Genomic DNA, 22,877 nt, shown 5'->3' with positions numbered 1-22,877 from the left:
CCGGGAGCGGGGCACCGGCGGCGCGGGATGCTAACTTAGGTAAACCTAACCAAGGCAGCAGGAGGCCGTCATGGCAGAGCGTCCGGGGCGTAAGCCGCGCAAGCTCCATTCCGCCCAGGTGGTGCGCACCGAGCGGCTGACCCCGCACGTCCAGCGGATCGTGCTCGGCGGCGACGGCCTCGCCGAATTCTCGGCCGACACCTGGACCGACCACTATGTGAAGCTCCTCTTCGCCCCGGTGGCGGGGATGACCTACCCGGAGCCGTTCGACCTGGAGCGGATCCGCGCCGAACTCCCCCGCGAACAGTGGCCGGTGACCCGTACGTACACCGTGCGCGCCTGGGACGGCGAGCACCGGGAGCTGACCCTCGACTTCGTGATCCACGGCGACGAGGGCCTCGCCGGGCCCTGGGCCACCCGGGTACGCCCCGGCGAGACCCTGCGCTTCTTCGGCCCCGGCGGCGCCTACACCCCCGATGTGACGGCCGACTGGCATCTGTTCGTCGGGGACGAGAGCGCACTGCCCGCCATCGCCCGCGCGCTGGAGACCCTGCCGCCCGGCACGCCCGCGCACGCCTTCGTGGAGGTGTCCGGCCCCGAGGAGGAGCAGAAGATCGACTCCGACGTGGAGGTCGTCTGGCTGCACCGCGGGGACCGCCCGGTGGGCGAGCTCCTGCTGGAGGCGGTGGGGGCGCTCCGGTTCCCCGAGGGCCGCCCGCACGCGTTCGTGCACGGTGAGGCGTCCTTCGTGAAGGCGCTGCGCCGGACGCTGCGCGTGGAGGCGGGCATCCCGCGCGAGGACCTGTCCATCTCCGGCTACTGGCGCCTGGGTCACGACGAGGACGGCTGGCAGGCCAGCAAGCCGGAGTGGAACGCGCGGATCGAGGCCGAGCAGGAGAACTCCGGGGCGGCCGGGGCCTAGGGGATGCCCGGCGGGTCGAGCGCGGCCGTCAGACCCCGCGTCCGTACCCTGAGCCGCCGGAAGGCTGGTCGGCCCGGAGGCGGGCGTGCAGGTGCATGTCGTGCCAGCCGTCCGGGTGCAGCAGGGCCCGGCGGCGGGTGCCCTCCACCGCGAACCCGGCCTTGGTGGCGACCCGGCAGGACGCCTCGTTGGCCGTGGCGTGCATCAGCTCCAGCCGGTTGAAACCGGTCTCCTCCAGCGCCCAGCGCACCAGCGCGTCCGTGGCGTGCCCGGCGACGCCCTGGCCGCGCGCCCGCGTCACCGTCCAGTACGCCACCTCGGCCACGCCGTCCCGCAGCCGGATCTCCCGCAGCGCGGCCCGGCCGCGCAGTTCGCCGGTGTCCGCGCGCACCACGGCCCACTGGGCGCCGCCCTCGTCCGCCCACTCCGCGTGCCACGCCTCGATCCAGCCGGCCGCCTCCTCCTCGGAGTCGCAGGACCGCCCGTGCCACTGGTGCAGCACCGGGTCCTGGAAGGCGGCGTGGACGGCGGGCGCGTCCTCGGCCCGCCAGGGGCGCAGGCGCAGACCGGCGGCGGCCGGGATGTCGGGCTGCGGCTGACGGGAGAGGGTTCCTGCGGGCAGCACCGGGCTGGTGAGAAACGGCATGCCCGGCATCCTGCCAAGCGTCCGGCACCCGGCGGGCGGATTTCGGCCCCCGTACCCTGGGAGCCTGATGAGACGCCGTACGCCAGCCCCGCCCGCCCCGCTCCCCCAGCGCCGGGGTGTCGACCCCGTGCGGCTGCGGCTGCCGGCGGACGGGGCGTGGGGCACGGTGCGTGAGCATCTCGTGGCCCGGCTCACGGGCGCCGGGCCGGGGGTGGTCGAGGCGATGTTCCACGCCGGGGCGGTCGTGGGGGCCGACGGGCTGCCGGTGGCACCGGACGCGCCGTACCGGCCGGGGATGTTCGTGTGGTTCCACCGCGAGCTGCCGCCGGAGGTGCCGGTGCCGTTCCCGGTCGAGGTGGTGTACCGGGACGAGCACATCGTCGTCGCCGACAAGCCGCACTTCCTGGCCACCACCCCGCGCGGCTCCCATGTCGCCGAGACCCTGCTCGCCCGCCTGCGCCACGACCTCGGCCTGCCGGGATTGGGCGCCGCGCACCGGCTGGACCGGCTCACCGCCGGGCTGGTGCTGTTCACCGTGCGCCCCGAGGAACGCGGCGCCTACCAGGGGCTGTTCCGGGACCGCCGGGTGCACAAGGAGTACGAGGCGGTCGCCCGGCACGACCCGGCGCTGGAGCTGCCCCGGACCGTGCGCAGCCGCATCCTGAAGGAGCGCGGGGTGCTGGCGGCACGGGAGGTCGAGGGCGAGCCCAACGCCGTGACACGGGTGGAGCACGCCGGACACCGCGAGGAGGACGGGCTGGCCCGCTACCGCCTGCTGCCCGCCACCGGCCAGACCCACCAGCTCCGGGTCCACCTCAACTCACTCGGCGTTCCCATCCTCGGCGACCCCCTGTACCCGGAGGTGGCCCCCGAAACAGCGCCCGGCGACTTCCGGCGCCCCCTCCAACTCCTCGCCCGCGCGCTGGAGTTCACCGATCCGGTCACCGGCGCCCGGCACAGCTTCGCCAGCGGGCGCACGCTCGCGGCATGGACCTCCCCGAAGGACTGGGCCCGCCCCTGACCCGACGCCCGCTCGCGAAGCGGCCCCTACTCCCCCAGCAGCCACCGCCACATCCGCTGCCAGCGGCTAGGCGGCTCGCTCCCCGGGACGGGCCAGGACACGGCCGGGGCGGCGGACGGGACCGGCTCCACCCGTTCCTCCGCCTTCTCCTCCACCCGCTCCCGCAGCGGCTCCACCGGCTCCTCCACCCGATGCGGGTGCAGGGACGACATGCTGGGCGCCCGGTTGACGTCCTGCTTCGGCTTGGGCTCGAACAGCACCGGCAGCGAGACCAGATGCCGGGACGCGATGGAGGACCGCCAGCGCAGATCCTCCTCCGCGCACTCCAGCCGGATGTCCGGCAGCCGGGTCAGCAGGGCGTCCACCCCGATGTCGGCGATCGCCCGCCCGATGTCCTGGCCGGGGCATTCGTGCGGGCCGCCGCCGAAGGCGAGATGGGAACGGTTGCCCTTCATGTGCGCGGTGGGGTCGGGGCGTACCCGCGGGTCGAGGTTGCCCGGCGCGGGCGCGAACAGCAGCCCGTCGCCCCGCCGGATGCGCTGCCCGCCCAGCTCCGTGTCCTGCTTGGCGTAGTAGCCGAGGACGGTGCTGAACGGCGGCTCGTCCCACAGCGACTGCTCGATCGCCTCCGGCACCGTCATCTGCCCGCCGTTGAGCCGGGCGCGGAAGCCCGGTGCGGTCAGCACCATGCGCAGCGCGTTGGCCAGCAGGTTGGCGGTGGTCTCGTACGCGGCGAAGAGGAGCAGCCGCAGGTGTTCGCGGACCTCGTCGTCGCTCAGACCCGCCTCGTGGGTGATCAGATGGCTGGTGACGTCGTCCTCGGGCCGGGCCCGGCGCCGGGTGGTGAGCCTGCTCAGCGCGTCCATGACGTAGGCGTGGCTCTCGTTGGCGGTCTCGGTGCCCTTGAGCGCGTCACGGGCCGCCTGCACCATCCGGTCGCTGTACTCCTCGGGCATGCCGAGGATCTCGCACATCACGGCCATCGGCAGGTGCTCGGCGAACTGGGAGACCAGATCGGCCCGGCCGCGTCCGCAGAAGCCGTTGACCAGTTCCTGGGTGGAGCTGTTGATGGAGCGGCGCAGGCCGCGGTGGTCGATGGTGCCCATGGCGGCGGTGACGGCCGCGCGCAGCCGCTGGTGCTCGTCGCCCTCGGCGTGCGCGCAGATCGGCTGCCGGGCGATGTGCGGCATCAGCGGATGGTCGGGCTTGACCATGCCCTCCAGCAGCGGTGTCCAGCCCCGGCTGTCCCGGGTGTACTGCGAGGGGCTGCGCACCATGTGCAGGTTCTCGGCGTGCCCGAGCACCACCCACATCGGTACGTCGTCGTGGAGGAGTACGGGGGCGACCGGGCCGTGCTTCTCGCGCAGCCGCTCGTAGAGCGCGTCCAGGTCGGGCGCGTCCGGCCCGTACAGCCGGTGCAGGCCGCCGGGGCCGGTGCCGTGCGCGGGGCAGCCCGGCGGCGGGCCGGGGGCGGTGTCGGGGGTGCCTGTCGGGGTCTGGGGTTCAGGCGTCACAGTGATCGCTTTCGGAAAAAGGCGGGGGTGGGCCCGTGGGGCCGCGGGGTCAGGTCAGGGCGCCGGACCGGGCGAGGGAGTGCAGGAAGTGCATCAGCGTCAGCAGGGTGTCCCGGCTGGAGGCACGCCGGCGTACGTCGCACTCGACGATCGGGATCTCCGGGGCCAGGTCGAGCGCGCCGCGCAGCTCCTCGACCGGGTGACGGGGCGCGTCCGGGAAGGAGTTGACGGCGACGATGAACGGCACACCGCGCTCCTCCAGGCGGCCCATGACGTCGAAGCTGACGTCCAGGCGCCGGGTGTCGACCAGGACGACCGCGCCGAGCGCGCCCTCGAAGAGGCGGTTCCACAGGAACCAGAACCGTTCCTGGCCGGGGGTGCCGAAGAGGTAGAGGACGAGTTTCTCGGTGATGCTGATGCGGCCGAAGTCCATGGCCACGGTGGTGGCCGTCTTGGTCTCGGAGCCGTAGTCGTCGTCGACCCCGATCCCGGCCTGGGTCATGGTCTCCTCGGTGGTCAGCGGTCTGATCTCGCTCACCGAGCCGACCATGGTGGTCTTGCCGACGCCGAAACCGCCCACGATCACGATCTTCACCGCGGCCTGGGCGGTCTGCGGGAGCCGGTCCTCGGTGCGCGGGCCGGGGATCGGGGCGGGGACGGCGTCAGAGCCGTTGAAGTCCATGCATCACCGCTTCGAGGAGGGACCGGTCGGGGAGCGCCTGGCGGACGATCGGGGCGCGCGCCTGCACCAGGTCGGCGCCGATCAGCTCGGTGATCAGCGCGGTCATCGCACTGAACGGCAGGTCGAGGTAGGCCGAGAGTTCGGCCACGGACAGCGGGGAGGAGCAGAGCCGGAGCACGGCCGCCTGTTCGGGGGTGCCGGACGGCGGGGGCGCCGAGCGCGCCACGATCAGGGTGACCAGATCGAGCCGCGCCCGTCCGCCCTCGTGCAGGCCGGTGACGGCGTACAGCCGCTCGGGATTGCCGCTCTCCCCCTCGTCGTCCGCCTCGGGGGCGGCCGGCGGCGGGGAGGGCGCCTCCTGCGGCAGGCGCCGTTTGCGTCGCGGGGTCATACGGCCTGCCCGCCGCGCCGGGGCGGAGAGGTGAGGTGGGCGCCGATCCGGACGACGAGGTCGCGCATCATGCCGCCCATCCGGCCGGGCTCGCACACCACGTCGGCGAGGACGGCGAGGTAGGCGTTGTCACCGGCGGCCATCAGATAGAAGTAGCCGCCGTCGATCTCGATGACGACGAGCTTCATCTCGCCGCTGCTGCCGGGCAGTTCCTGGGCGACCGCCCCGGCCAGGCTCTGTACGCCGGCGCAGGCGGCGGCCACCCGGTCGGCGGCGTCCGGGTCGCCGCCGAAGCGGGCGATGCGCAGGCCGTCCGAGGAGAGCACCACGATCATCTCGATGCCCGGTACGCCGTCGTGCAGTTGCTTGAGCATCCAGTCGAAGTTGGCACGCTGCTGGATCACTTGGGCTCCCCCTCGTCGCCGGCACCGGTGTCGGCCGAGTCGTCGATCAGATGCAGGTAGGCGGTCGGATTCCGGGTGAAGTCGGTCGGGTGGGCGCCCTCGTTGCCCTTCTTCATGCCGTCCCAGAAGGCGTCGACCCACATGCCCGGTTCGCGGTCCAGCAGCTTCTGCCGCTCGGGGTCGGTCTCGGTCCGGGGTTCCGGCTCGGGCCGGGACCAGACGGTGGGCCGCCCCTCGCGTTCGGCCTGCTCGATGGCGGCCTGTTCGGCGTAGCGCTGGCTGAGCGGCACCGTCGCCCGGCTGCGGCGCTGGGGCAGTCCGTTCGCCGTCCACTCGGTGACCTCGGGGGCGTCGTCCTCCATCGAGGCCGGGGCGGGGACGCGCGGTGCGGTGGGGCGGCGCCGCTTGGGCGGACGCTTGGGGCCTTCCAGCGCGCCGAGTTCGGGCATCGGCACGGCGGTGGCGCCGATGCCGTGCGCGGCGCCGACACCGGGTTCGGTGGTCGTCATGTCGCGCGGGACGACGAGGATGGCGCGGACGCCGCCATAGGCGGAGGCGCGCAGCGAGACGTCCATGTTGAAGGCGTTGCAGAGCCGGCCGACCACGGCGAGGCCGAGGCGGGGGCTGTCACCGAGGTTGTGCGCGTCGTCGTCGGCGCGGGCGTCCAGGATCATCTGCTCGACCCGGGCGCGCCCCTCCTCGCTGAGGCTGACTCCGGCGTCCTCGATCTCGATGGCGAGGCCGGTCTGCACCTCGAAGGCCGTGACGTGCACCTTGGTCGACGGCGGGGAGTAGCGGGTGGCGTTGTCGAACAGCTCGGCGGCCGCGTGGATGATCGGCTCGACGGAGGTGCCCTTGATGTTGATGTTGACGATCGAGGCGAGGTTGATGCGGGGGAACTCCAGGATGCGGGACATCGCACCCCGCAGCACGCTGTAGAGCGAGACGGGCACCGGCCACTGGCGGCCCGGACGGCCGCCGCCGAGCACCGAGATGGAGTCGGCCAGGCGGCCGATCAGCGCGGTGCCGTGGTCGACCCGCAGCAGGTCGTCGAAGACCTCGGCGTTGCGGCCGTGGTCCTCCTCCATCTCCCGCAGTTCCTTGGCCTGTTGGTGGACGATGGCCTGCACGCGGCGGGCGGTGGTGACGAACGCGCGCTGGGTGGCGTCGCGCATGTTGATCTCGTGCTCGGCACCGCGCAGCGCGACCCGCAGCAACTCACGCTGGGACGGCGGGAGATGACGCAGCTCGGGGTCGTCGTCGACGACGTTGCGCAGGACGTCCCGCAGCCGCTCGCCTCTGCGCAGCCGGGCCAGCGCGTGGGGCAGCACCTCGGAGCCGAGGCGGACGATCTCCGCGTCATGGGCGGCGATGCGGTGCTCCAGATACGCGGTGTGCCGGGCGTGCTCGGCCTGGACGGCGCGGAGTTGACGCCCCCGGCGCAGCACTTCGGCCGCGGTGGCCAGCACCAGCAGCGTGGCCACGACCCCGCAGCAGCCGACGGCGATCCGGGCGGCCCCCGGCACCAGGAACACGGCGGCCGCGGTGACCGCGACCATCACCAGGGCGGGCGGCAACAACACCTGTGCGTACGGACGTTCACGGACACCGGGAGGTTTCTGAACACTCACCATGGATGCCTTCTGGGAAGGAACGGTATATAGGGGAACAGGCGTCCGATATCCATCTCAACCGGGTCCGCCGCGGGCGAGCCTAATCCGACCGGGACACCCCCGTGTCATATTCGGCAAGCACCTGAAATCCCCCGCGCAACAGGAGTACCGTCCCCCCTATTTACACAGCGAGCAGCCACTCGAACACGCTTGGTAGCGCAGGACAGGCATGCAAAAAGGGCCGGCTGGACCGGCCCTTCTTGGGGGCGCGGGGAACTGCGCGACAAGCCACAGCCCACCCGCACCCGCTCTGCGACCTCACCCCACGGACGAGTAGGCGACCACTCCCCGCAGCAGTTGATCGACAGCCTTGCGCGCATTCTTGGCGACGGTCGAGTTCTCGGTGGGCGCGGCCGCGGCCACCTGCCCCAGAACGTCGATCACCTGCTTCGTCCACCGCACGAAGTCCCCGGCAGGCATCTCCGCCTCCCGCAGCACCTCGTCGAGCCCCTTGCCGGACGCCCACTGATGGGCGACCCAGGCGAACCCGAGATCGGGCTCCCGCTGTCCGACCCCCTCGGTCTGGCTGATCCGGAAGTCCTCCTCCAGGGCGTCCAGCCGCCCCCAGATCCGGACCATCTCCCCGAGCGCGGCCTGGGCCTGCCCGGAGGGCAGCTTGGGCGCCATGGCGTCGTCGCTGACCCGCGACTCGTACACCAACGCCGAGACGCAGGCGGCGAGTTCGGCGGGGCCGAGCCCCTCCCAGACGCCCTCGCGCAGACATTCACTGGCCAGCAGGTCCAACTCGCCGTAGAGCCGGGCGAGCCGCTTGCCGTTGGTCGTGACCTCGTCGCCGCGCAGGTAGTCCAGCTCGGTCAGCAGGGCCACGATCCGGTCGAAGGTCCGCGCGATGGTGTTGGTACGGCCCTCGATGCGCCGCTCCAACTGCGAGGTGTCGCGCTGGAGCCGGTGGTAGCGCTCGGCCCAGCGGGCGTGGTCCTCACGGTCGTCGCAGCCGTGGCAGGGGTGCGCGCGGATCGCGGTGCGCAGCCGGGCGATCTCCCGGTCGTCGGCGGCCTGCGAACGCTTCTTGCGGGCACGCTCCGGCGGGATGTGCCCGGCCTTCGTGCGCAGCGCCGAGGCGAGGTCGCGGCGCGACTGCGGGGAGCGCGCGTTGAACGTCTTCGGGATGCGCATCCGGTCCAGCGCCTCCACCGGGACGGGGAAGTCGATGGACGCCAGCCGCTTGACCTGCCGCTCGGCGGTGAGCACCAGCGGGCGCGGCCCGTCGTGCTGGTCGAAGCCCCGGTTGCCGCCGGTCCGCCCGGCGGGCAGGCCGGGGTCGAGGACCAGGGCGAGACCGGCGAACTTGCCGGTGGGCACATGGATGATGTCGCCGGGCTTGAGCTTCTCCAGGGCGACCGCCGCCTCGGCGCGCCGCTCGTTGGCGCCCTGCCGGGCCAGTTCGGTCTCCCGGTCCTTCAGCTCGCGGCGCAGCCGCGCGTACTCGTCGAAGTCGCCGAGGTGGCAGGTCATGGAGTCCTTGTAGCCCTCCAGACCCTCCTCGTTGCGCTGCACCTGCCGGGAGATCCCGACGACCGACTTGTCGGCCTGGAACTGCGCGAACGAGGTCTCCAGCAGTTCCCGCGAGCGGTGCCGCCCGAACTGCTCCACCAGGTTGACCGCCATGTTGTACGACGGCTTGAAGCTGGAGCGCAGCGGATAGGTGCGGGTGCCCGCGAGCCCGGCCAGGTGCTCGGGGCTCATCCCCCGCTGCCACAGCACCACGGCATGGCCCTCGACGTCGATGCCGCGCCGTCCCGCGCGCCCGGTGAGCTGGGTGTACTCGCCGGGGGTGATGTCGGCGTGCTGTTCGCCGTTCCACTTGACGAGCTTCTCCAGCACCACCGAGCGGGCCGGCATGTTGATGCCGAGCGCGAGGGTCTCGGTGGCGAACACGGCCTTGACCAGGCCGCGCACGAACAGCTCCTCCACGACCTCCTTGAAGGTCGGCAGCATGCCCGCGTGGTGGGCGGCGATGCCGCGCTCCAGCCCTTCCAGCCATTCGTAGTAGCCGAGGACGTGCAGGTCCTCGGGCGGGATGTTGGCGGTGCGCTCCTCGACCAGGGCGCGGACCTGTTCCCGCGCCTCCTCGTCGTTGAGGCGCAGGCCCGCGTACAGGCACTGCTGGACGGCCGCCTCGCAGGCGGCGCGGCTGAAGATGAAGGTGATGGCGGGCAGCAGGCCCTCGGCGTCCAGGCGCTCGATGACCTCGGGGCGGCCCGGCGTCCAGGCGCGCGAACGCTGCCGGCGCTCCCGCTCCCGGTCGGCCTCGCGCATGGAGCGGCCGCGCTTGCGGTCCTGGTAGGAGGGCCGGGTGGCCTCCATCCGGGCGAGCCGGGCGAGGTCGGGGTTGACGGCCTTCTTGTGGCCCTCACCCTCCTCGAACAGGTCGTACATCCGCCGCCCGGCCAGCACGTGCTGGAACAGCGGCACCGGCCGGTGCTCGGAGACGATCACCTCGGTGTCGCCGCGCACGGTGTCCAGCCAGTCGCCGAACTCCTCGGCGTTGGACACGGTGGCCGACAGCGACACCAGGGTCACCGACTCGGGCAGGTGGATGATCACCTCTTCCCAGACCGCGCCCCGGAAGCGGTCGGAGAGGTAGTGCACCTCGTCCATGACCACATAGCCGAGGCCCAGGAGGGTCTGGGAGCCCGCGTACAGCATGTTCCGCAGCACCTCGGTCGTCATGACGACGATCGGGGCGTCGGAGTTCACGCTGTTGTCGCCGGTGAGGAGGCCGACCTTGTCGGCTCCGTAGCGACGGCACAGGTCGGCGTACTTCTGGTTCGACAGCGCCTTGATGGGTGTCGTGTAGAAGCACTTCTTGCCCTGCTCCAGGGCGAGGTGGACGGCGAACTCGCCCACGATCGTCTTGCCCGAGCCGGTGGGGGCGGCCACCAGCACGCCCTTGCCGCCCTCCAGCGCGGAGCAGGCTTCCACCTGGAAGTCGTCGAGGCCGAAGTCGTACATCTCGCGGAAGTCGGCGAGCGCGGTGGCCTGCTCGGCTGCCCGCACTCGGGACGCCGCGTACCGCTCGGCCGGTGAGAGGTCCTCTGTCATCGTGCTTTCGAGCGTACCGGGCCGCACCGACAACAGGACGATCATTATCGCTTCCCACGCCCACCGAAACGGAATGATCGACTCCGATCCGGTGGCGCGCACGGAAGGACCGGTGGCGCACGAAGGAAGAGGGGCCGGACGGAAAGATCCGTCCGGCCCCTCTTCGCGGTACTGGTGCGATCAGGTGACGTCGTCGTAGCCGTCGTACCGGCCCGGCGGCAGGGCCTCGGCCTGACGGCCCTGCTCGGGCACCGCCGCGGACAGCCGCTCGGGCAGGGCGACCGCCTCCGGCCGGTGGTCGAGCGGCGAGGCTTCGTCGTCGTCCAGCTCGGCGGCCTCGTCGGCACGCTGGCGGCGCCGGTCGTTCAGCAGCGCGATGCCGACGGCGATGAAGTACAGCACCACGATGGGGCCCGCCAGCGCGATCATGCCGAAGGGGTCCGTGGTGGGGGTGGCGACGGCGCCGAAGACGAAGACGCCCATGACCACACCGCGCCACCAGCCGGCCATACGGCGCCCGGTCACCACACCGGCGAAGTTCAGCATGACCAGCAGCAGCGGAAGCTCGAACGCGCCGCCGAAGATGAGGATCATCCGGACGATGAAGTCCAGGACCTTGTCCATCGGCAGGATGTTCGCCGAGCCGTCCGGGGTGATGCCCAGCAGCACCCGCATGCTGATCGGAAGGATCGTGTAGGCGAGCCAGGCGCCCGCCATGAAGAGCGGCACCGCCGCGGCCACGAAGCCGTACGTGTACTTGCGCTCGTTGCGGTGCAGGCCCGGCGCGATGAACGCCCAGAGCTGGTAGAGCCAGACCGGGCTGGAGAGGACCACGCCCGCCATGAAGCAGACCTTCACCGTGGTGGTGAAGGGCGACAGCAGGTCGGTGTAGGCGATGACCGCGCAGGAGCCTCCGGTGGACTCCCCCAGCCCCTCGGTGCAGCGCGGGACCGGATGCGAGAGGAAGGACATCAGGTCCTGGCTGTAGAAGGCGGCCACCACGGAGACCACCGTGATCGCCAACATGCCCTTGGCGAGCCGGTTGCGCAGCTCACGCAGGTGCTCCACGAGGGGCATCCGCCCCTCGGGGTCCTTCTCTTTCTTGCGGGCAGACTTGGGCAACCCACGTCCTCATCTCGTGCGGCAGGCCGGGAATGCGGCCGCGGGTCAGCGCTGGGTGGTGTCCGTGGGCTCGTTGACCGGGCGGGCGCTGTTCACGTCGCCGGGGGCGGCCTGGATGGTGCGCTGCGCGGGGGGCTGCTCGCCGGGGTTCGGCGGACCGGCCGGGGCGGAGGTGTTGCTCTCCTCCTTCATGGCCTTGGCCTCGCTCTTGAGGATGCGCGCGGACTTGCCCAGCGAGCGGGCCATGTCCGGAAGCTTCTTCGCGCCGAAGAGCAGGAAGACGACGACGAGGATGAGGATGATCTCGGTAGGACCGAGCCGTCCGATGCCCATGAGTTACTACCTTCTCACCGAGGCGGGGGTGGGGGTGCTGTCCGACCGTTCGGACAAGCGTCCGGATGGTCGTGCCGACAGCGATCGTAACGCTCAGGGGTAAACGAGAGGCAATCCCCGTGCGTACTCCCGGTCGGCGGTACGCGCCTCGTTCTCCGTACCGCGACCAGCAGCGTACCCGCACGTCTGTCCCGCATGACAGGGCGAAGTGACGCAAACCGCTTGTGGCGTGTCCGGTGTCCCCGGGGCGCCGCAGGTCAGAGCGTGTCGGCGGCGCGGGCGGTGCTCACCGCGGCCCGCTCGAGGTCCTCGGCGGCCCGGCTGATCCGGCGCCCGGAGTCGGCCACCTGGACGCCCAGTTGCCGCGCCGCCAGGAACACCCTGACGGCGAGCACCCCCAGGACGGCGAGACCCAGGAAACCCACAGCTACCGCGAACATCGGCCAGAACATGGAAGGAGCCTAGACCGTCCTACACGGCCGAGTGCAGCCGCAGGGTCCGCACCCCGGCACCGCTGAGCAGTTGCACGATCCGCTCCCCGGCGGGCTTGCGCACGGCCGTGCCGCACTCGGGGCAGGTGAAGGAGTAGAACGTGGTGCGGCTGGAACCCCCGATGGCCAGCCGCAGCGCGCCCGCGGCGAGTTCGAACCGGCCCCGGCAGTCGGGGCAGCCCGCCTTGAACACCACGGGGACGACGCGCCGCATCCCGGCGAACGCGGCGGCCGCCGTCACACGGGTCATGGTCGTCGTGTCCGGCACCGAAGACTCGCTCACAGCGTGCGCTCCCGCCTCTCGTACGGTCCGTCCCCCGCTCCGTGCCCCACGGCCCCGGTGCCCTCGTACGCGGCCAGGGCCTCGCGGGCGGCCCGGCGCGCGCGGTCGGCGAGGTCGGGCGGCGACACGATGCGGCCGTCCGGGCCGAGCCGCAGGGCCAGCCGCCTGAGCGAAGCCGGGTCGGGGGTGCGCAGCGTGATGCGCAGACCGCCGTCGGGCAGCTCCTCGGCGCTGTCGTGCGGGTAGTACTCGGCGACCCACCGGCCGCCGGGGCCGACCTCGACCACAACCTCCGGGTCCTCGGCGGCGGGCTGCACCAGCCCCTCGGACAGGTCGCGCGGTTCGATCTCGGGCGGCGCGGCGGGCTCGTCGAGGATCCGGATCTCCGCGACCCGGTCCAGCCGGAAGGTACGGCGCGCCTCCGAGCGGCGGCACCACGCCTCCACGTAGGTGTGCCCGACGCTGACCAGGCGGATCGGGTCGATCTCGCGCTCGGTCAGCTCGTCGCGGGCCGGGGAGTAGTAGCGCACCCACAGCCGGCGCCGCTCGGAGATGGCCCGGTCCACGTCGGCGAAGACACCGCCCTCGGACTCGAAGGTCACCGAGAGGCGGGAGCTGGCCCCGGCCGCCTCACCGGCCGCGGTCTCCACCTTGGCCGTCGCCCGCACCAGCGCCTGCCGGTCGCTCTCGCGCAGACCGGGCAGGGTGGCCACCGCGCGGGCGGCCACCAGCAGGGCGGTCGCCTCGTCCGCGGCGAGCCGCAGCGGTTCGGCCGCGTCCTCGCCGAGCGCGGCCGCGTTGTGCCACCAGATGCGCTCGCCGTCGGTGTCGATGTCCAGCAGGTCGCCGCCCCGGAAGCTGGTGCCGCACATGGGCAGCACGTCCAGGTCGGAGACGAGTTCGTCCTCGGTGATGCCGAAGGCGCGGGCCACGTCCGCGATCCGGGCGCCGGGGCGCTCGCGCAGATACGTGACCAGCGACAGCATCCGCCGGGTCTGGTCGATGGCGTTCACGGGCCTTGCCGGTTTGCCTGCCATGGTCTTAGCTTCGCTTCCCCTCAGCCCTTGGCCACGGCGCGCAGCCGGTCCACGACGTCCGCCCGCAGCTCGGCCGGTTCCAGCACCACCACGTCCGGCCCGAACTCCACCAGCCAGGCGTCCAGCCCGTGCCCGTACGGGATCTCCAACTCGTCCCAGCCGTCGCCCAGATCCCGCACCTTGGTGGCCCTGGCCCGCAAGGGGTAGCCGGCGCCCGTGCGCAGCCGGATCAGCGCGGAGCGGTCGGCGGTCTCCCCCGCCCAGCCCCGGACGGTCTCCCGCACGGTCACCACGTCCGGCACCGGCGCGGTGAAGCCGGTACCGCGCGCGCGGACCTTGCCGGTGATCCGGGACAGCCGGAAGACCCGCTCGGCGCCCCGCTCGCGGTCGTAGCCCGCCAGGTACCAGTGGCCCCGCCAGCACTCCAGCGCCCACGGCTCGACATGCCGGGTCTCGGGGTGGGCGGCGGACGCCTTGCGATAGTCGAAGACCACCGGGCGGCGGTCCCGGCAGGCCAGCATCAGCGGTTCGAAGGCGGCCTCGTGCACCGGGATGCGGGGCTCCAGCGCGCCGTGCGAACCGTAGGGGTCGACGTCCTCGGGCAGCCCGGCCGCGCGCAGCTTCTGCAGCGCGCCGCTGGCCGCGCCGGCCAGCCGGGCCTGCTGCCAGACCTTGGCGGCCAGGCCCAGGGCCGCGGCCTCCTCGGCGTCCAGGGTGATCGCGGGCAGCCGGTTGCTGTCCCGGCGGGCGAGATAGCCGACCTCGCCCTCGATGTTCTCCACGGTCTCGATGACCAGACCCAGCTCGCGCAGATCGTCCTTGTCCCGCTCGAACATGCGGTTGAAGGAGTCGTCCGACCCCGCTTCCAGGTACGCCTCGATGGACCCGCGCAGCTCGCGCTTGCTGAGCGGCCGCCGTGTGCCGAGCAGGCACAGCGCGAGATTCATCAGCCGCTCGGCCTTGGCAATGGCCATCGACGCCCTACGCCTTCCCTCATGTGCTTCCGACCGTTGACCGTACCGCTCCCAGGTGGCGCGGCAAAAGCCGAAGCAAAGAACGAGGGCCGTCACGGACGACAAGGGACAAAGAAGAAAGGCCCGCGCACACGGCGCGGGCCCCACTTCGATCGGAACCGATCAGATCAGCGCTTGCCGACGCCCACGAGGTCGCAGACGAAGATCAGCGTCTCACCCGGAGCGATCCGGCCACCGGCACCCCGGTCGCCGTACGCCAGGTGCGCGGGGATGACGAGCTGGCGGCGACCGCCGACCTTCATGCCCTGCACACCCTTGTCCCAGCCCTGGATGACCTGACCGATGCCGAGCTGGAAGTCCAGCGGCGTGCCACGGTTCCAGGAGGCGTCGAACTCCTCACCCGTGGAGAACGCGACGCCCACGTAGTGAACCTTGACGAAGTCGCCCGCCTCGGCGACCTCGCCGTCGCCCTCCCAGATGTCCTTGATCTCAAGGTCCTTCGGCGGCTCGCCGCCCGGAAAGTCGACCTCGGGCTTCTCGATGCTCACGTCAAAAGCTCCTGCTTGTGTACGACACGAATCATGGACAGTCTGTCATCCCCGCAGCTCCACCGCCCGCAACGGGCCGCCCGGCGCGCGAACGCCCGGCACCTTACATCGCCGCGAGGATGTCCACGGTGAAGACGAGCGTGGCGCCCTTCTTGATACCGCTCCCGCTCGGCGGGTTGTCGCCGTACCCCAGGTCCGGCGGCACCACGACCAGCACCCGGCTGCCCACCTTCTTGCCCGTCACACCCTGCGCCAGCCCCTTGACGACCTGCTCCATCTGCTCCACCGAGAACTGGCTCAGCCGCCCCGAGCCGTACGTCTGCTGGAACACCTTGCCGCCCTGCCACTCCAGCCCCTGGAACTGGCACAGGATCGCCTGCTTGCCGGTGACCTCCTCGCCGTCACCCTCCAGCACGTAGTTCGACACCAGCTTCTTCGGCGGCGCCGACTTCGGCAGCGTCACCTTCGGCACCTTGCCGTCCGTGTTCGTCGCCACCTTCGGCAGCGCCGCGTCCGTCTGGGGGACGGCCTTGCCCTTCGCCGAGCTCTTGTCGTTGTAGGAGTCCAGCAGATCGATCACGAACACCAGCGTGTCCGTGCCCTTGATCCCCGCCTGCTCGTTGCCCGACGGCCCGTACCCCCAGGTCGGCGGCACCGCGATCTCCACCCGGCTGCCGATCTTCTTCCCCGTCAGCGCGTACCGCCAGCCGTCGATGATGCTGCCCTGCGCCAGCTGGAGCACCAGCGGATTGCGGTCGTAGGAATTGTCGAAGACCTTCCCCGAGCTCCAGATCTGGCCCAGGTAGTTCGCCTTGATGAAGTCGTTCTCCGCCACCGTGCGGCCACTGCCCGCGATCACCGTGCGGACCGCCAGGTCCTTCGACGGCTCGCCCTTCCCCTTGGCGACCGTCGGCTTCTCACCGAACTTCGTCCCCGCCGTGATCGCCGGCAGCGGCCCGTCCACGATCTTCGGCGGCGGAGGCGACGACGCCGACGGCGAGGGAGACGCACTGGTCTTGCTGGACTTGGACCCACCGTCGCCGCACCCGGCGAGCGTGACCAGTCCAGCGGGAACGGCGGCCATGAGGAGTGAGCGTCGGCGCACGGAGATGCCTCGTAATCGGTCGATCTTGCGGATTGGCGTGCGCGCAACTCTACGGCGTGACAAGGGCGCCGTACGGTAAACGTACGGCGCCCGTGTGGCGCTCCGTCACCGGACCGCCTAAACCCGCGGTTCACACCGCGAGGACTACATTCCGGCGATCAGTTTCTCCACCCGGTCGTCCACCGAACGGAACGGGTCCTTGCACAACACCGTGCGCTGCGCCTGGTCGTTGAGCTTCAGATGCACCCAGTCGACCGTGAAGTCCCGGCGCTGTTCCTGCGCACGCCGGATGAAGTCACCGCGAAGCCGCGCCCGAGTCGTCTGCGGCGGCACCGACTTGCCCTCGAAGATCTTCAGGTCATTGCAGATCCGCGCCGCCTGACCCTTCTTCTCCAGCAGGTAGTACAGCCCACGACGCCGGTGGATGTCGTGATACGCGAGGTCTATCTGCGCGACCCGCGGATGCGACATCGTCATGTTGTGCTTCTCGCGGTACCGCTCGATGAGCTTGTACTTCATCACCCAGTCGATCTCGGTACCGATCCGGTCGAGCTCCTCCGTCTCGATCGCGTCCAGCGTGCGGCCCCACAGCTCCAGCACCTGTGCGACCGTGCCCGTACGGATGCCCCGGCGGTCGCAGAAGTCCACCGCCTTGTCGAAGTACTCGCGCTGCACCTCCAGCGCCGACGCCTCCCGGCCACTGGCGAGGCGCACCTTGCGCCGTCCGGTGATGTCATGGCTGACCTCGCGGATCGCCCGGATCGGGTTCTCCAGCGTCAGATCCCGCATCACCGTGCCCGCCTCGATCATGCGCAGCACCAGATCGGTGGCGCCGACCTTCAGCAGCATCGTCGTCTCGGACATGTTCGAGTCACCCACGATGACATGCAGCCGCCGATAACGCTCGGCGTCCGCGTGCGGCTCGTCACGGGTGTTGATGATGGGACGAGAACGCGTCGTCGCCGACGACACGCCCTCCCAGATGTGCTCCGCCCGCTGGCTCACGCAGTACACCGCACCACGCGGCGTCTGGAGCACCTTGCCCGCGCCGCACAGCAACTGCCGGGTCACCAGGAACGGGATGAGGATGTCCGCGAGCCGGGAGAACTCCCCGTGCCGCGCCACCAGATAGTTCTCGTGGCAACCATAAGAGTTGCCCGCCGAGTCGGTGTTGTTCTTGAAGAGGTAGACGTCGCCCGCGATTCCCTCCTCGTGCAGGCGTCGTTCCGCGTCCACCAGGAGTCCCTCGAGAATGCGCTCGCCGGCCTTGTCGTGGGTGACCAGTTCGGTCACATTGTCACACTCGGGTGTCGCGTATTCCGGATGTGAGCCCACGTCGAGATACAACCGAGCGCCGTTCCGCAGAAAGACATTGCTGCTGCGGCCCCATGACACGACACGGCGGAAGAGGTACCGCGCCACCTCGTCAGGAGACAGACGCCGCTGTCCCCTGAACGTGCACGTGACGCCGTACTCGTTCTCCAGCCCGAAAATGCGGCGGTCCATGACTGAACATTACGCCCGATCCCCTGAACTGAAACGGGGTTCGGCAGCACGATCTGGATCATTTTCCGATGAAGCCGCAACCACACCGCCCCCGACAGGAGCCGTCAGCACCCGCCCCGTGGCCAACAGCACCAGCAACGAGACACCCCCCGCCACCCCCGGCAACGCGAACCCCCACGACGCGCCACCCGACTGGACCACCGGCCCGGCGAGCCCCGTACCCACCGACGCACCCACCATGAACGTCGTCACCAGCCACGAGAACGCCTCCGTCACCGTCCCCGCCGGAGCATGCCGGTCCACGATGATGAACGCGCACGCGATGCACGGCGCCAGGAACACCCCCGACACCACCGACAACAGCACCATCGCCACCACACCCGGCATCAGCAGCAACGGCAGGTAACACACCGCCAGCAGCGCCACCAGCACCCGGAGCCGCCGCTCCGGCGCCCCGGCCCACCGCCGCGCCCCGTACACCGTCCCCCCGGCCAGCGCACCCAGCCCCAGCCCCGCCATCATCCAGCCGTACACCGCGTCACCACCGTGCCCGTCCGCGTACGACACCGACGCCACCGTGATCGACCCCATGGCGATCCCCACGAACAGGAACGCCCCCAGCAACGCCAGCAGCCCCCGCGAACGCAGCGCGCCCAGCCAGTGCGCCTCCCGCGGCTCCGAACGCCACGCCCGCGACGGCGCCGACGCCACCACCGACAGCGCCCCCAGCACCCCCACCACGTTCAGCACCAGCAACGCCGCCCGCTCCGACCACACCGACACGCACAGCGTCACCAGCAGCGGCCCGACCGTGAACATCACCTCCTGCGCCACCGCGTCCAGCGCGTACGCCGTGTGCACCTGATCCCCCCGGCGCAGCACCGACGGCCACAACGCCCGCAGCCCGCCCTCCAGCGGCGGCGTGAACAGCCCCGCGAGCGCCACCATCGCGTACGCGAGCGCCAGCGGACCGATCCCGCAGAACGCGAACCCCGTCATCGCCAGCGCCGACGCCACCGCGGCCGGCAACTGCACCCTCGGCTGCCCGTACAGGTCCACCAGCCGCCCCAGCAGCGGCTGCCCCACCGCGTTCGCCACCCCGTACACCGCCGCCAGCGCACCGGCCAGGCTGTACGAACCGCCCTCCGCGCGCACGAACAGCACCATCGCGATCGGCGCCGTCGCGTTGGGCAGTCTGCCCACCAGCGTCCCCGTCAGCAGACGCAGCGCATGCCGCGCCCGCAGGATCTCCAGATAACCCGTCGCCATGTCCCGCCCCTTCAGCGGCCGCTCCGGACCGCCGCGACGTCTCCGAAGTGTTACGTATAACTACCGCTTTCATACGTACCATGTGCGCTGTTCACCCGTCCAGAACGCACCCCGACCCCACCAAGGAGCGACCCACGGTGGCACGCAGCAGCACGCGCCCGACCAGCCGTGACGTCGCCAGCGCGGCCGGAGTCAGCCAGGCCGCCGTCTCACTCGTCCTCGGCGACAAATGGCGCGGCCGCGTCTCCGAGACCACCGCCCAGCGCGTACGCCAGGCCGCCACCGACCTCGGCTACCGCCCCAACCTCGCCGCCCGCAACCTCCGCCTCGGCCACACCCGCACCGTCCTCCTCGTCGTCCCCGCCCTCACCACCGAATTCTTCGCCGGCGTCTACACCGGAGCCGCCCGCGTCGCCGCACAGCACGGCTTCGGCGTCGTCCTCTACCCCTCCCCCGAAGGCGTCGGCCCCGCCCGCGACCCCTTCGCCAGCGCCCAGGCCGCCCTCGACGGCGTCATCGCCTCCTCCATGGCAGCCGACGCCCTCACCGCCATCAGCGGCGACCAGCTCCCCCTCGTCATGCTCGACAGCGACCCCGCGGGCAGCCTCGGCGCCGCCACCGTCAACCTCGACATCACCGACGGCGTACGCCAGGTCGCCGACCACCTCCTCGGCCTCGGCCACCGCCACCTGCTCCACCTCGCCGCCGACGTGCCCTCCTGGACCTTCCGGATCCGCGCCCGCGCACTCGCCGACCGCCTCGCCGCCACCCCCGGCACCCGGCTCGGCACCGCCCACGCACCCATCACCATCGACGCCGCCCGCGCCGCCGCCGAAGCCGCCCTCACCGCCCCCGGCCCCCGCCCCACCGCCATCGTCTGCGACGACGACAAACTCGCCGCAGGCGCCTACAAGGCCGCCCGCCGCCTCGGCCTGCGCATCCCCGACGACATCTCCGTCACCGGCCTCGACGACCTCGCCCTCGCCACCGCCCTCGACCCCGAACTCACCACCGTCCGCCTCGACGCCGAACTCTTCGGCGAACGCGGCATGCAAGCCCTCCTCGCCGTCCTGGACGGCCGCGAACCGGAACACGGGGACATCCCGGTCCACCTCGTCCCGCGAGCCTCCACGGCCCCGCCACGGCCCTCCTAGCCCCCTCCCGGCGGGCAACGCGAAGTGCCCCCGACCGGAAACCGGCCGAGGGCACCTGAAAACACCGCGCGAAGGCGCGCCTCACTCCTTCTCGGAGCCCGACCCACCCGACGCCCCCGAGGCGTCCGCAGGGTCGTCCGCGCTCTCCGCCTCGGTCGCGGCCCCGTTCGCCGCCAGCAGCCGCGAGAGCTGACCGCCCACGATGCGCTTGAACTTCCGCTTCTGCGGACGCGTCCGGTCCAGCACCGCCACCTCGAGACGCTCCGCCGGAATCTCCCGCTCACCGCCGTTGGTGTCCCGCGACAGCGCCTGCACCGCCAGCTTCAGCGCCTCCGCCAGACTCATCCCGTCCCGGTGCCGCTGATCCAGGAACGTGCTGATCTGCTCCGCGTTACCGCCGACCGCCACCGAACCGTGCTCGTCCACGATGGAACCGTCGTGCGGCAGCCGGTAGATCTGGTCACCCTCCGGAGTCTCACCGACCTCCGCCACCACCAGCTCCACCTCGTACGGCTTCTCGGCCGCCGAGGAGAAGATCGTGCCCAGCGTCTGCGCGTACACGTTCGCCAGACCACGGGCGGTCACATCGTCACGGTCGTACGTGTAACCCCGCAGATCCGCGTACCGCACACCGCCGATGCGCAGGTTCTCGTACTCGTTGTACTTGCCGGCGGCCGCGAAGCCGATCCGGTCGTAGATCTCGCTGAACTTGTGCAGCGCACGGGACGGGTTCTCGCCGACGAACACGATGCCGTCGGCATACTGCATGACCACCAGGCTGCGACCGCGCGCGATGCCCTTGCGGGCGTACTCGGCGCGGTCCGCCATGGCCTGCTGGGGTGAGACATAGAACGGCGTCGACACCGGTTATCCGTCCCTTTCTGTCATGGTCACTGGATCACCTCACTGCGAAGACCGGGCGCCCGCTCAGAGCAGGGCGGCCCGCGGACCGTCCGGCTCCTCCAGCCGCCGCTGGAGCACCGCGCGCGACAGCTCGGACGCCTCCTGCTCGGTCAGCCTGCGGAAGCCGTCGTCGGTGATCACCGTGATGATCGGATAGATCCGGCGGGCGACGTCGGGACCACCGGTCGCCGAGTCGTCGTCGGCCGCGTCGTACAGCGCCTGCACCACCAGGGTGGTGGCCTCTTCCTGGGTCAGGTCGTCCCGGTACAGCTTCTTCATCGCACCGCGCGCGAACACCGAGCCCGAGCCCGTCGCCGCGAAGTTGTGCTCCTCGGAACGGCCGCCCGTCACGTCGTACGAGAAGATGCGGCCCTTCTCGCGGTCCAGGTCGTACCCCGCGAACAGCGGCACCACGGCCAGGCCCTGCATGGCCATGCCGAGGTTGGAGCGGATCATCGTCGACAGACGGTTCGCCTTGCCCTCCAGCGAAAGCTGGGCGCCCTCGACCTTCTCGAAGTGCTCCAGCTCCAACTGGAAGAGCTTCACCATCTCCACGGCCAGACCCGCCGTGCCGGCGATGCCGACCGCCGAGTGCTCGTCCGCCGGGAACACCTTCTCGATGTCCCGCTGGGCGATGACGTTGCCCATGGTGGCCCGGCGGTCACCGGCGAGGACCACACCGCCGGGGAAGGTGACGGCCACGATCGTCGTCCCGTGCGGGGCCTCGATCACGCCCTGCACCGGCGGCAGCGTCCGCTTGCCCGGCAGCATCTCCGGCTGGTGATCGGACAGGAAGTCCATGAAGGAGGACGACCCAGGCGTCAGGAAGGCAGCTGGTAGACGCCCGGTGCTACGAGTGTTGGCTTCCACGCGTTTCCTTCCACGTATGCAGCAGCCCGCCTTATGGCATCGGGCCGATCCCTCAACTGCCCCAGCGCGGCATTGCAACTGAAGCACAGTACGCCTCGGACCCTACCCGTCTCATGGCAGTGATCCACATGTGCGGGCGGAGCGGAAAGACAGATGCAGCAGACACCGCCCTGCGAGGCGATCAGGGCGTCCCGCTCGGACTCGCTGAGGCCGTAATTGCGCTTGAGGTGGTCCTGCCGACCGTAAGCCGCCCGGCAGGCCCGGCACCGGGTGGACAGGCCGTCCGAGGCGCTCGCGTTGCGATGCCATTCGCTGTGCGGCTTGACCTCGCCGCACGCCCGGCAGAGCTTGTGCCCGGACGGCACGTCCACGCTTTCCCGGACCGGCTTCCCCACGGCCTCGCGGCGGCGCCGGTAATGCGAGGCGCTGTATTTCGCCACGCATTCCCGGCAGTACGGCTGGAGGCCGTCGCGTCGGTTCCGGTCCCGCGCGAACGCCGCGGGAGCCAGCTCCCGCTCGCACTTCCCGCAGCGTTTCGCGGTCGGTCCCTCAGCCACCGGATTCCCCCGCACCCTTCACTTCGAAGGCGAGCTTGCCAGCCGGCCTTTACTCGCCGCCCTTTTGCACGAAGGAGCGCACGAAATCCTCCGCGTTCTCCTCGAGTACGTCATCGATTTCGTCCAGCACCGAGTCGACGTCGTCGCTCAGCTTTTCCTGTCGTTCCTTGAGGTCTTCGGAGCCCTGTGCTTCCTCGGTCTGCTCCTGGACCTCTTCGGTGGAGCGTGTGGCCTTCTGCTGGCCGCCGCCGGTGTCCTTGGTCGCCATAACCCTCACCCCGCTCAGTTCGCCGTTCGGTGATGATCAGACCCTACAAGCCAGGCCCGACATCGGCCCCGTAGTTCCGGGAACGTACGGGGGCCATCTCGATGATTCCCTGACGCCGGGATTTCCACCCTGCGAAGG

Annotated in this window: 24 protein-coding genes; 3 read left to right on the top strand and 21 right to left on the bottom strand. The window is 71.1% G+C overall.

All coding sequences use genetic code 11. The annotated features are described in order from the left end of the window. Positions 1 to 70 precede the first annotated feature (70 nt). Complete coding sequence (locus HEK131_RS09650) at positions 71 to 922, top strand: siderophore-interacting protein (RefSeq protein WP_244334378.1); 852 nt, start codon at positions 71 to 73, stop codon at positions 920 to 922. A 28-nt stretch (positions 923 to 950) separates the two neighbouring features. Here the strand turns inward: HEK131_RS09650 and HEK131_RS09645 are convergent, their stop codons facing one another. Beyond that, positions 951 to 1,568: a GNAT family N-acetyltransferase gene (locus HEK131_RS09645; protein ID WP_217460823.1), complete on the bottom strand. Its 618-nt coding sequence runs from the start codon at positions 1,566 to 1,568 to the stop codon at positions 951 to 953. Positions 1,569 to 1,635: 67 nt separating this feature from the next. Here HEK131_RS09645 and HEK131_RS09640 point away from each other — a divergent pair, with 67 nt between their 5' ends. Further along, on the top strand, positions 1,636 to 2,589 hold the full coding sequence (locus HEK131_RS09640; protein WP_244334377.1) for a pseudouridine synthase: 954 nt from the start codon (positions 1,636 to 1,638) through the stop codon (positions 2,587 to 2,589). Positions 2,590 to 2,615: 26 nt separating this feature from the next. On the opposite strand, the gene HEK131_RS09635 is transcribed toward HEK131_RS09640, so the two are convergent. From HEK131_RS09635 to HEK131_RS09560, 16 genes are all read right to left on the bottom strand, one after another. After that, on the bottom strand, positions 2,616 to 4,103 hold the full coding sequence (locus HEK131_RS09635; RefSeq protein WP_217460821.1) for a cytochrome P450: 1,488 nt from the start codon (positions 4,101 to 4,103) through the stop codon (positions 2,616 to 2,618). 49 nt (positions 4,104 to 4,152) lie between these two features. Continuing rightward, positions 4,153 to 4,785 carry a GTP-binding protein gene (locus HEK131_RS09630; RefSeq protein WP_217460820.1) on the bottom strand — a complete coding sequence of 211 codons (633 nt, stop codon included), beginning with the start codon at positions 4,783 to 4,785 and terminating at the stop codon, positions 4,153 to 4,155. Then, positions 4,766 to 5,176, bottom strand: coding sequence for a DUF742 domain-containing protein (locus tag HEK131_RS09625; protein ID WP_217460819.1), 411 nt, complete (start codon positions 5,174 to 5,176; stop codon positions 4,766 to 4,768). The genes HEK131_RS09630 and HEK131_RS09625 overlap by 20 nt, the downstream gene beginning before the upstream one ends. Beyond that, positions 5,173 to 5,580, bottom strand: a complete 408-nt coding sequence (locus tag HEK131_RS09620; protein ID WP_217460818.1) for a roadblock/LC7 domain-containing protein — start codon at positions 5,578 to 5,580, stop codon at positions 5,173 to 5,175. The genes HEK131_RS09625 and HEK131_RS09620 overlap by 4 nt, the downstream gene beginning before the upstream one ends. Next, the gene (locus HEK131_RS09615; RefSeq protein WP_244334376.1) at positions 5,577 to 7,214 is read right to left on the bottom strand and encodes an ATP-binding protein; all 1,638 of its coding nucleotides are present in this window, start codon (positions 7,212 to 7,214) and stop codon (positions 5,577 to 5,579) included. Before HEK131_RS09615 ends, HEK131_RS09620 begins: the two co-directional genes overlap by 4 nt. A gap of 297 nt (positions 7,215 to 7,511) precedes the next feature. Continuing rightward, positions 7,512 to 10,364 carry a DEAD/DEAH box helicase gene (locus tag HEK131_RS09610; RefSeq protein ID WP_217460816.1) on the bottom strand — a complete coding sequence of 951 codons (2,853 nt, stop codon included), beginning with the start codon at positions 10,362 to 10,364 and terminating at the stop codon, positions 7,512 to 7,514. A 135-nt stretch (positions 10,365 to 10,499) separates the two neighbouring features. Continuing rightward, positions 10,500 to 11,396, bottom strand: a complete 897-nt coding sequence (tatC, locus tag HEK131_RS09605; protein ID WP_217460966.1) for a twin-arginine translocase subunit TatC — start codon at positions 11,394 to 11,396, stop codon at positions 10,500 to 10,502. Between the two features lie 90 nt (positions 11,397 to 11,486). Further along, positions 11,487 to 11,774: a Sec-independent protein translocase subunit TatA gene (gene tatA, locus HEK131_RS09600; protein WP_161150347.1), complete on the bottom strand. Its 288-nt coding sequence runs from the start codon at positions 11,772 to 11,774 to the stop codon at positions 11,487 to 11,489. Positions 11,775 to 12,031: 257 nt separating this feature from the next. Next, the gene (locus HEK131_RS09595) at positions 12,032 to 12,226 is read right to left on the bottom strand and encodes a hypothetical protein (RefSeq protein WP_161150348.1); all 195 of its coding nucleotides are present in this window, start codon (positions 12,224 to 12,226) and stop codon (positions 12,032 to 12,034) included. Positions 12,227 to 12,245: 19 nt separating this feature from the next. Continuing rightward, positions 12,246 to 12,515 (bottom strand): hypothetical protein, encoded by a 270-nt coding sequence (locus HEK131_RS09590; RefSeq protein ID WP_217460965.1) that lies wholly within the window; start codon positions 12,513 to 12,515, stop codon positions 12,246 to 12,248. 29 nt (positions 12,516 to 12,544) lie between these two features. After that, positions 12,545 to 13,585: a helix-turn-helix transcriptional regulator gene (locus tag HEK131_RS09585; protein WP_244334375.1), complete on the bottom strand. Its 1,041-nt coding sequence runs from the start codon at positions 13,583 to 13,585 to the stop codon at positions 12,545 to 12,547. 20 nt (positions 13,586 to 13,605) lie between these two features. Then, positions 13,606 to 14,559: a helix-turn-helix transcriptional regulator gene (locus tag HEK131_RS09580; protein WP_217460814.1), complete on the bottom strand. Its 954-nt coding sequence runs from the start codon at positions 14,557 to 14,559 to the stop codon at positions 13,606 to 13,608. A 167-nt stretch (positions 14,560 to 14,726) separates the two neighbouring features. Beyond that, positions 14,727 to 15,107, bottom strand: coding sequence for an FKBP-type peptidyl-prolyl cis-trans isomerase (locus HEK131_RS09575; RefSeq protein ID WP_217460813.1), 381 nt, complete (start codon positions 15,105 to 15,107; stop codon positions 14,727 to 14,729). Between the two features lie 103 nt (positions 15,108 to 15,210). Further along, positions 15,211 to 16,212: an FKBP-type peptidyl-prolyl cis-trans isomerase gene (locus tag HEK131_RS09570; RefSeq protein ID WP_217460812.1), complete on the bottom strand. Its 1,002-nt coding sequence runs from the start codon at positions 16,210 to 16,212 to the stop codon at positions 15,211 to 15,213. Positions 16,213 to 16,356: 144 nt separating this feature from the next. Then, positions 16,357 to 17,718 (bottom strand): Pup--protein ligase, encoded by a 1,362-nt coding sequence (pafA, locus tag HEK131_RS09565; protein ID WP_026249154.1) that lies wholly within the window; start codon positions 17,716 to 17,718, stop codon positions 16,357 to 16,359. 9 nt (positions 17,719 to 17,727) lie between these two features. Beyond that, positions 17,728 to 18,987 carry an MFS transporter gene (locus HEK131_RS09560; protein ID WP_217460811.1) on the bottom strand — a complete coding sequence of 420 codons (1,260 nt, stop codon included), beginning with the start codon at positions 18,985 to 18,987 and terminating at the stop codon, positions 17,728 to 17,730. A 137-nt stretch (positions 18,988 to 19,124) separates the two neighbouring features. Between HEK131_RS09560 and HEK131_RS09555 the strand changes: the two genes are divergently transcribed. Then, complete coding sequence (locus HEK131_RS09555) at positions 19,125 to 20,141, top strand: LacI family DNA-binding transcriptional regulator (RefSeq protein ID WP_244334374.1); 1,017 nt, start codon at positions 19,125 to 19,127, stop codon at positions 20,139 to 20,141. 81 nt (positions 20,142 to 20,222) lie between these two features. On the opposite strand, the gene prcA is transcribed toward HEK131_RS09555, so the two are convergent. From prcA to HEK131_RS09535, 4 genes are all read right to left on the bottom strand, one after another. After that, complete coding sequence (prcA, locus tag HEK131_RS09550; protein WP_161147837.1) at positions 20,223 to 21,005, bottom strand: proteasome subunit alpha; 783 nt, start codon at positions 21,003 to 21,005, stop codon at positions 20,223 to 20,225. A 63-nt stretch (positions 21,006 to 21,068) separates the two neighbouring features. After that, positions 21,069 to 21,914 carry a proteasome subunit beta gene (gene prcB / locus HEK131_RS09545; RefSeq protein WP_217460809.1) on the bottom strand — a complete coding sequence of 282 codons (846 nt, stop codon included), beginning with the start codon at positions 21,912 to 21,914 and terminating at the stop codon, positions 21,069 to 21,071. Then, complete coding sequence (locus tag HEK131_RS09540) at positions 21,866 to 22,471, bottom strand: endonuclease VII domain-containing protein (protein WP_217460808.1); 606 nt, start codon at positions 22,469 to 22,471, stop codon at positions 21,866 to 21,868. Before HEK131_RS09540 ends, prcB begins: the two co-directional genes overlap by 49 nt. Before the next feature lie 49 nt (positions 22,472 to 22,520). Next, entirely contained in the window at positions 22,521 to 22,739 is a 219-nt protein-coding gene (locus tag HEK131_RS09535; RefSeq protein WP_161147845.1) for a ubiquitin-like protein Pup, read from the bottom strand. Between the last annotated feature and the right edge of the window lie 138 nt (positions 22,740 to 22,877).

Origin of the sequence: Streptomyces seoulensis (assembly GCF_022846655.1) — a bacterium.
Taxonomy (GTDB): Bacteria; Actinomycetota; Actinomycetes; order Streptomycetales; family Streptomycetaceae; genus Streptomyces.
This window is presented reverse-complemented; position numbering and strand designations above follow the sequence as displayed.

Excerpts from the sequence above, each read along its gene's own strand:
- HEK131_RS09650 (WP_244334378.1), top strand. The coding sequence starts at position 71 with ATGGCAGAGCGTCCGGGGCGTAAGCCGCGCAAGCTCCATTCCGCCCAG.
- HEK131_RS09645 (WP_217460823.1), bottom strand. The coding sequence starts at position 1,568 with ATGCCGTTTCTCACCAGCCCGGTGCTGCCCGCAGGAACCCTCTCCCGT.
- HEK131_RS09640 (WP_244334377.1), top strand. The coding sequence starts at position 1,636 with ATGAGACGCCGTACGCCAGCCCCGCCCGCCCCGCTCCCCCAGCGCCGG.
- HEK131_RS09630 (WP_217460820.1), bottom strand. The coding sequence starts at position 4,785 with ATGGACTTCAACGGCTCTGACGCCGTCCCCGCCCCGATCCCCGGCCCG.
- HEK131_RS09625 (WP_217460819.1), bottom strand. The coding sequence starts at position 5,176 with ATGACCCCGCGACGCAAACGGCGCCTGCCGCAGGAGGCGCCCTCCCCG.
- HEK131_RS09615 (WP_244334376.1), bottom strand. The coding sequence starts at position 7,214 with ATGGTGAGTGTTCAGAAACCTCCCGGTGTCCGTGAACGTCCGTACGCA.
- HEK131_RS09610 (WP_217460816.1), bottom strand. The coding sequence starts at position 10,364 with ATGATCGTCCTGTTGTCGGTGCGGCCCGGTACGCTCGAAAGCACGATG.
- tatC (WP_217460966.1), bottom strand. The coding sequence starts at position 11,396 with ATGCCCCTCGTGGAGCACCTGCGTGAGCTGCGCAACCGGCTCGCCAAG.
- tatA (WP_161150347.1), bottom strand. The coding sequence starts at position 11,774 with ATGGGCATCGGACGGCTCGGTCCTACCGAGATCATCCTCATCCTCGTC.
- HEK131_RS09595 (WP_161150348.1), bottom strand. The coding sequence starts at position 12,226 with ATGTTCTGGCCGATGTTCGCGGTAGCTGTGGGTTTCCTGGGTCTCGCC.
- HEK131_RS09590 (WP_217460965.1), bottom strand. The coding sequence starts at position 12,515 with ATGACCCGTGTGACGGCGGCCGCCGCGTTCGCCGGGATGCGGCGCGTC.
- HEK131_RS09585 (WP_244334375.1), bottom strand. The coding sequence starts at position 13,585 with ATGGCAGGCAAACCGGCAAGGCCCGTGAACGCCATCGACCAGACCCGG.
- HEK131_RS09580 (WP_217460814.1), bottom strand. The coding sequence starts at position 14,559 with ATGGCCATTGCCAAGGCCGAGCGGCTGATGAATCTCGCGCTGTGCCTG.
- pafA (WP_026249154.1), bottom strand. The coding sequence starts at position 17,718 with ATGGACCGCCGCATTTTCGGGCTGGAGAACGAGTACGGCGTCACGTGC.
- HEK131_RS09560 (WP_217460811.1), bottom strand. The coding sequence starts at position 18,987 with ATGGCGACGGGTTATCTGGAGATCCTGCGGGCGCGGCATGCGCTGCGT.
- HEK131_RS09535 (WP_161147845.1), bottom strand. The coding sequence starts at position 22,739 with ATGGCGACCAAGGACACCGGCGGCGGCCAGCAGAAGGCCACACGCTCC.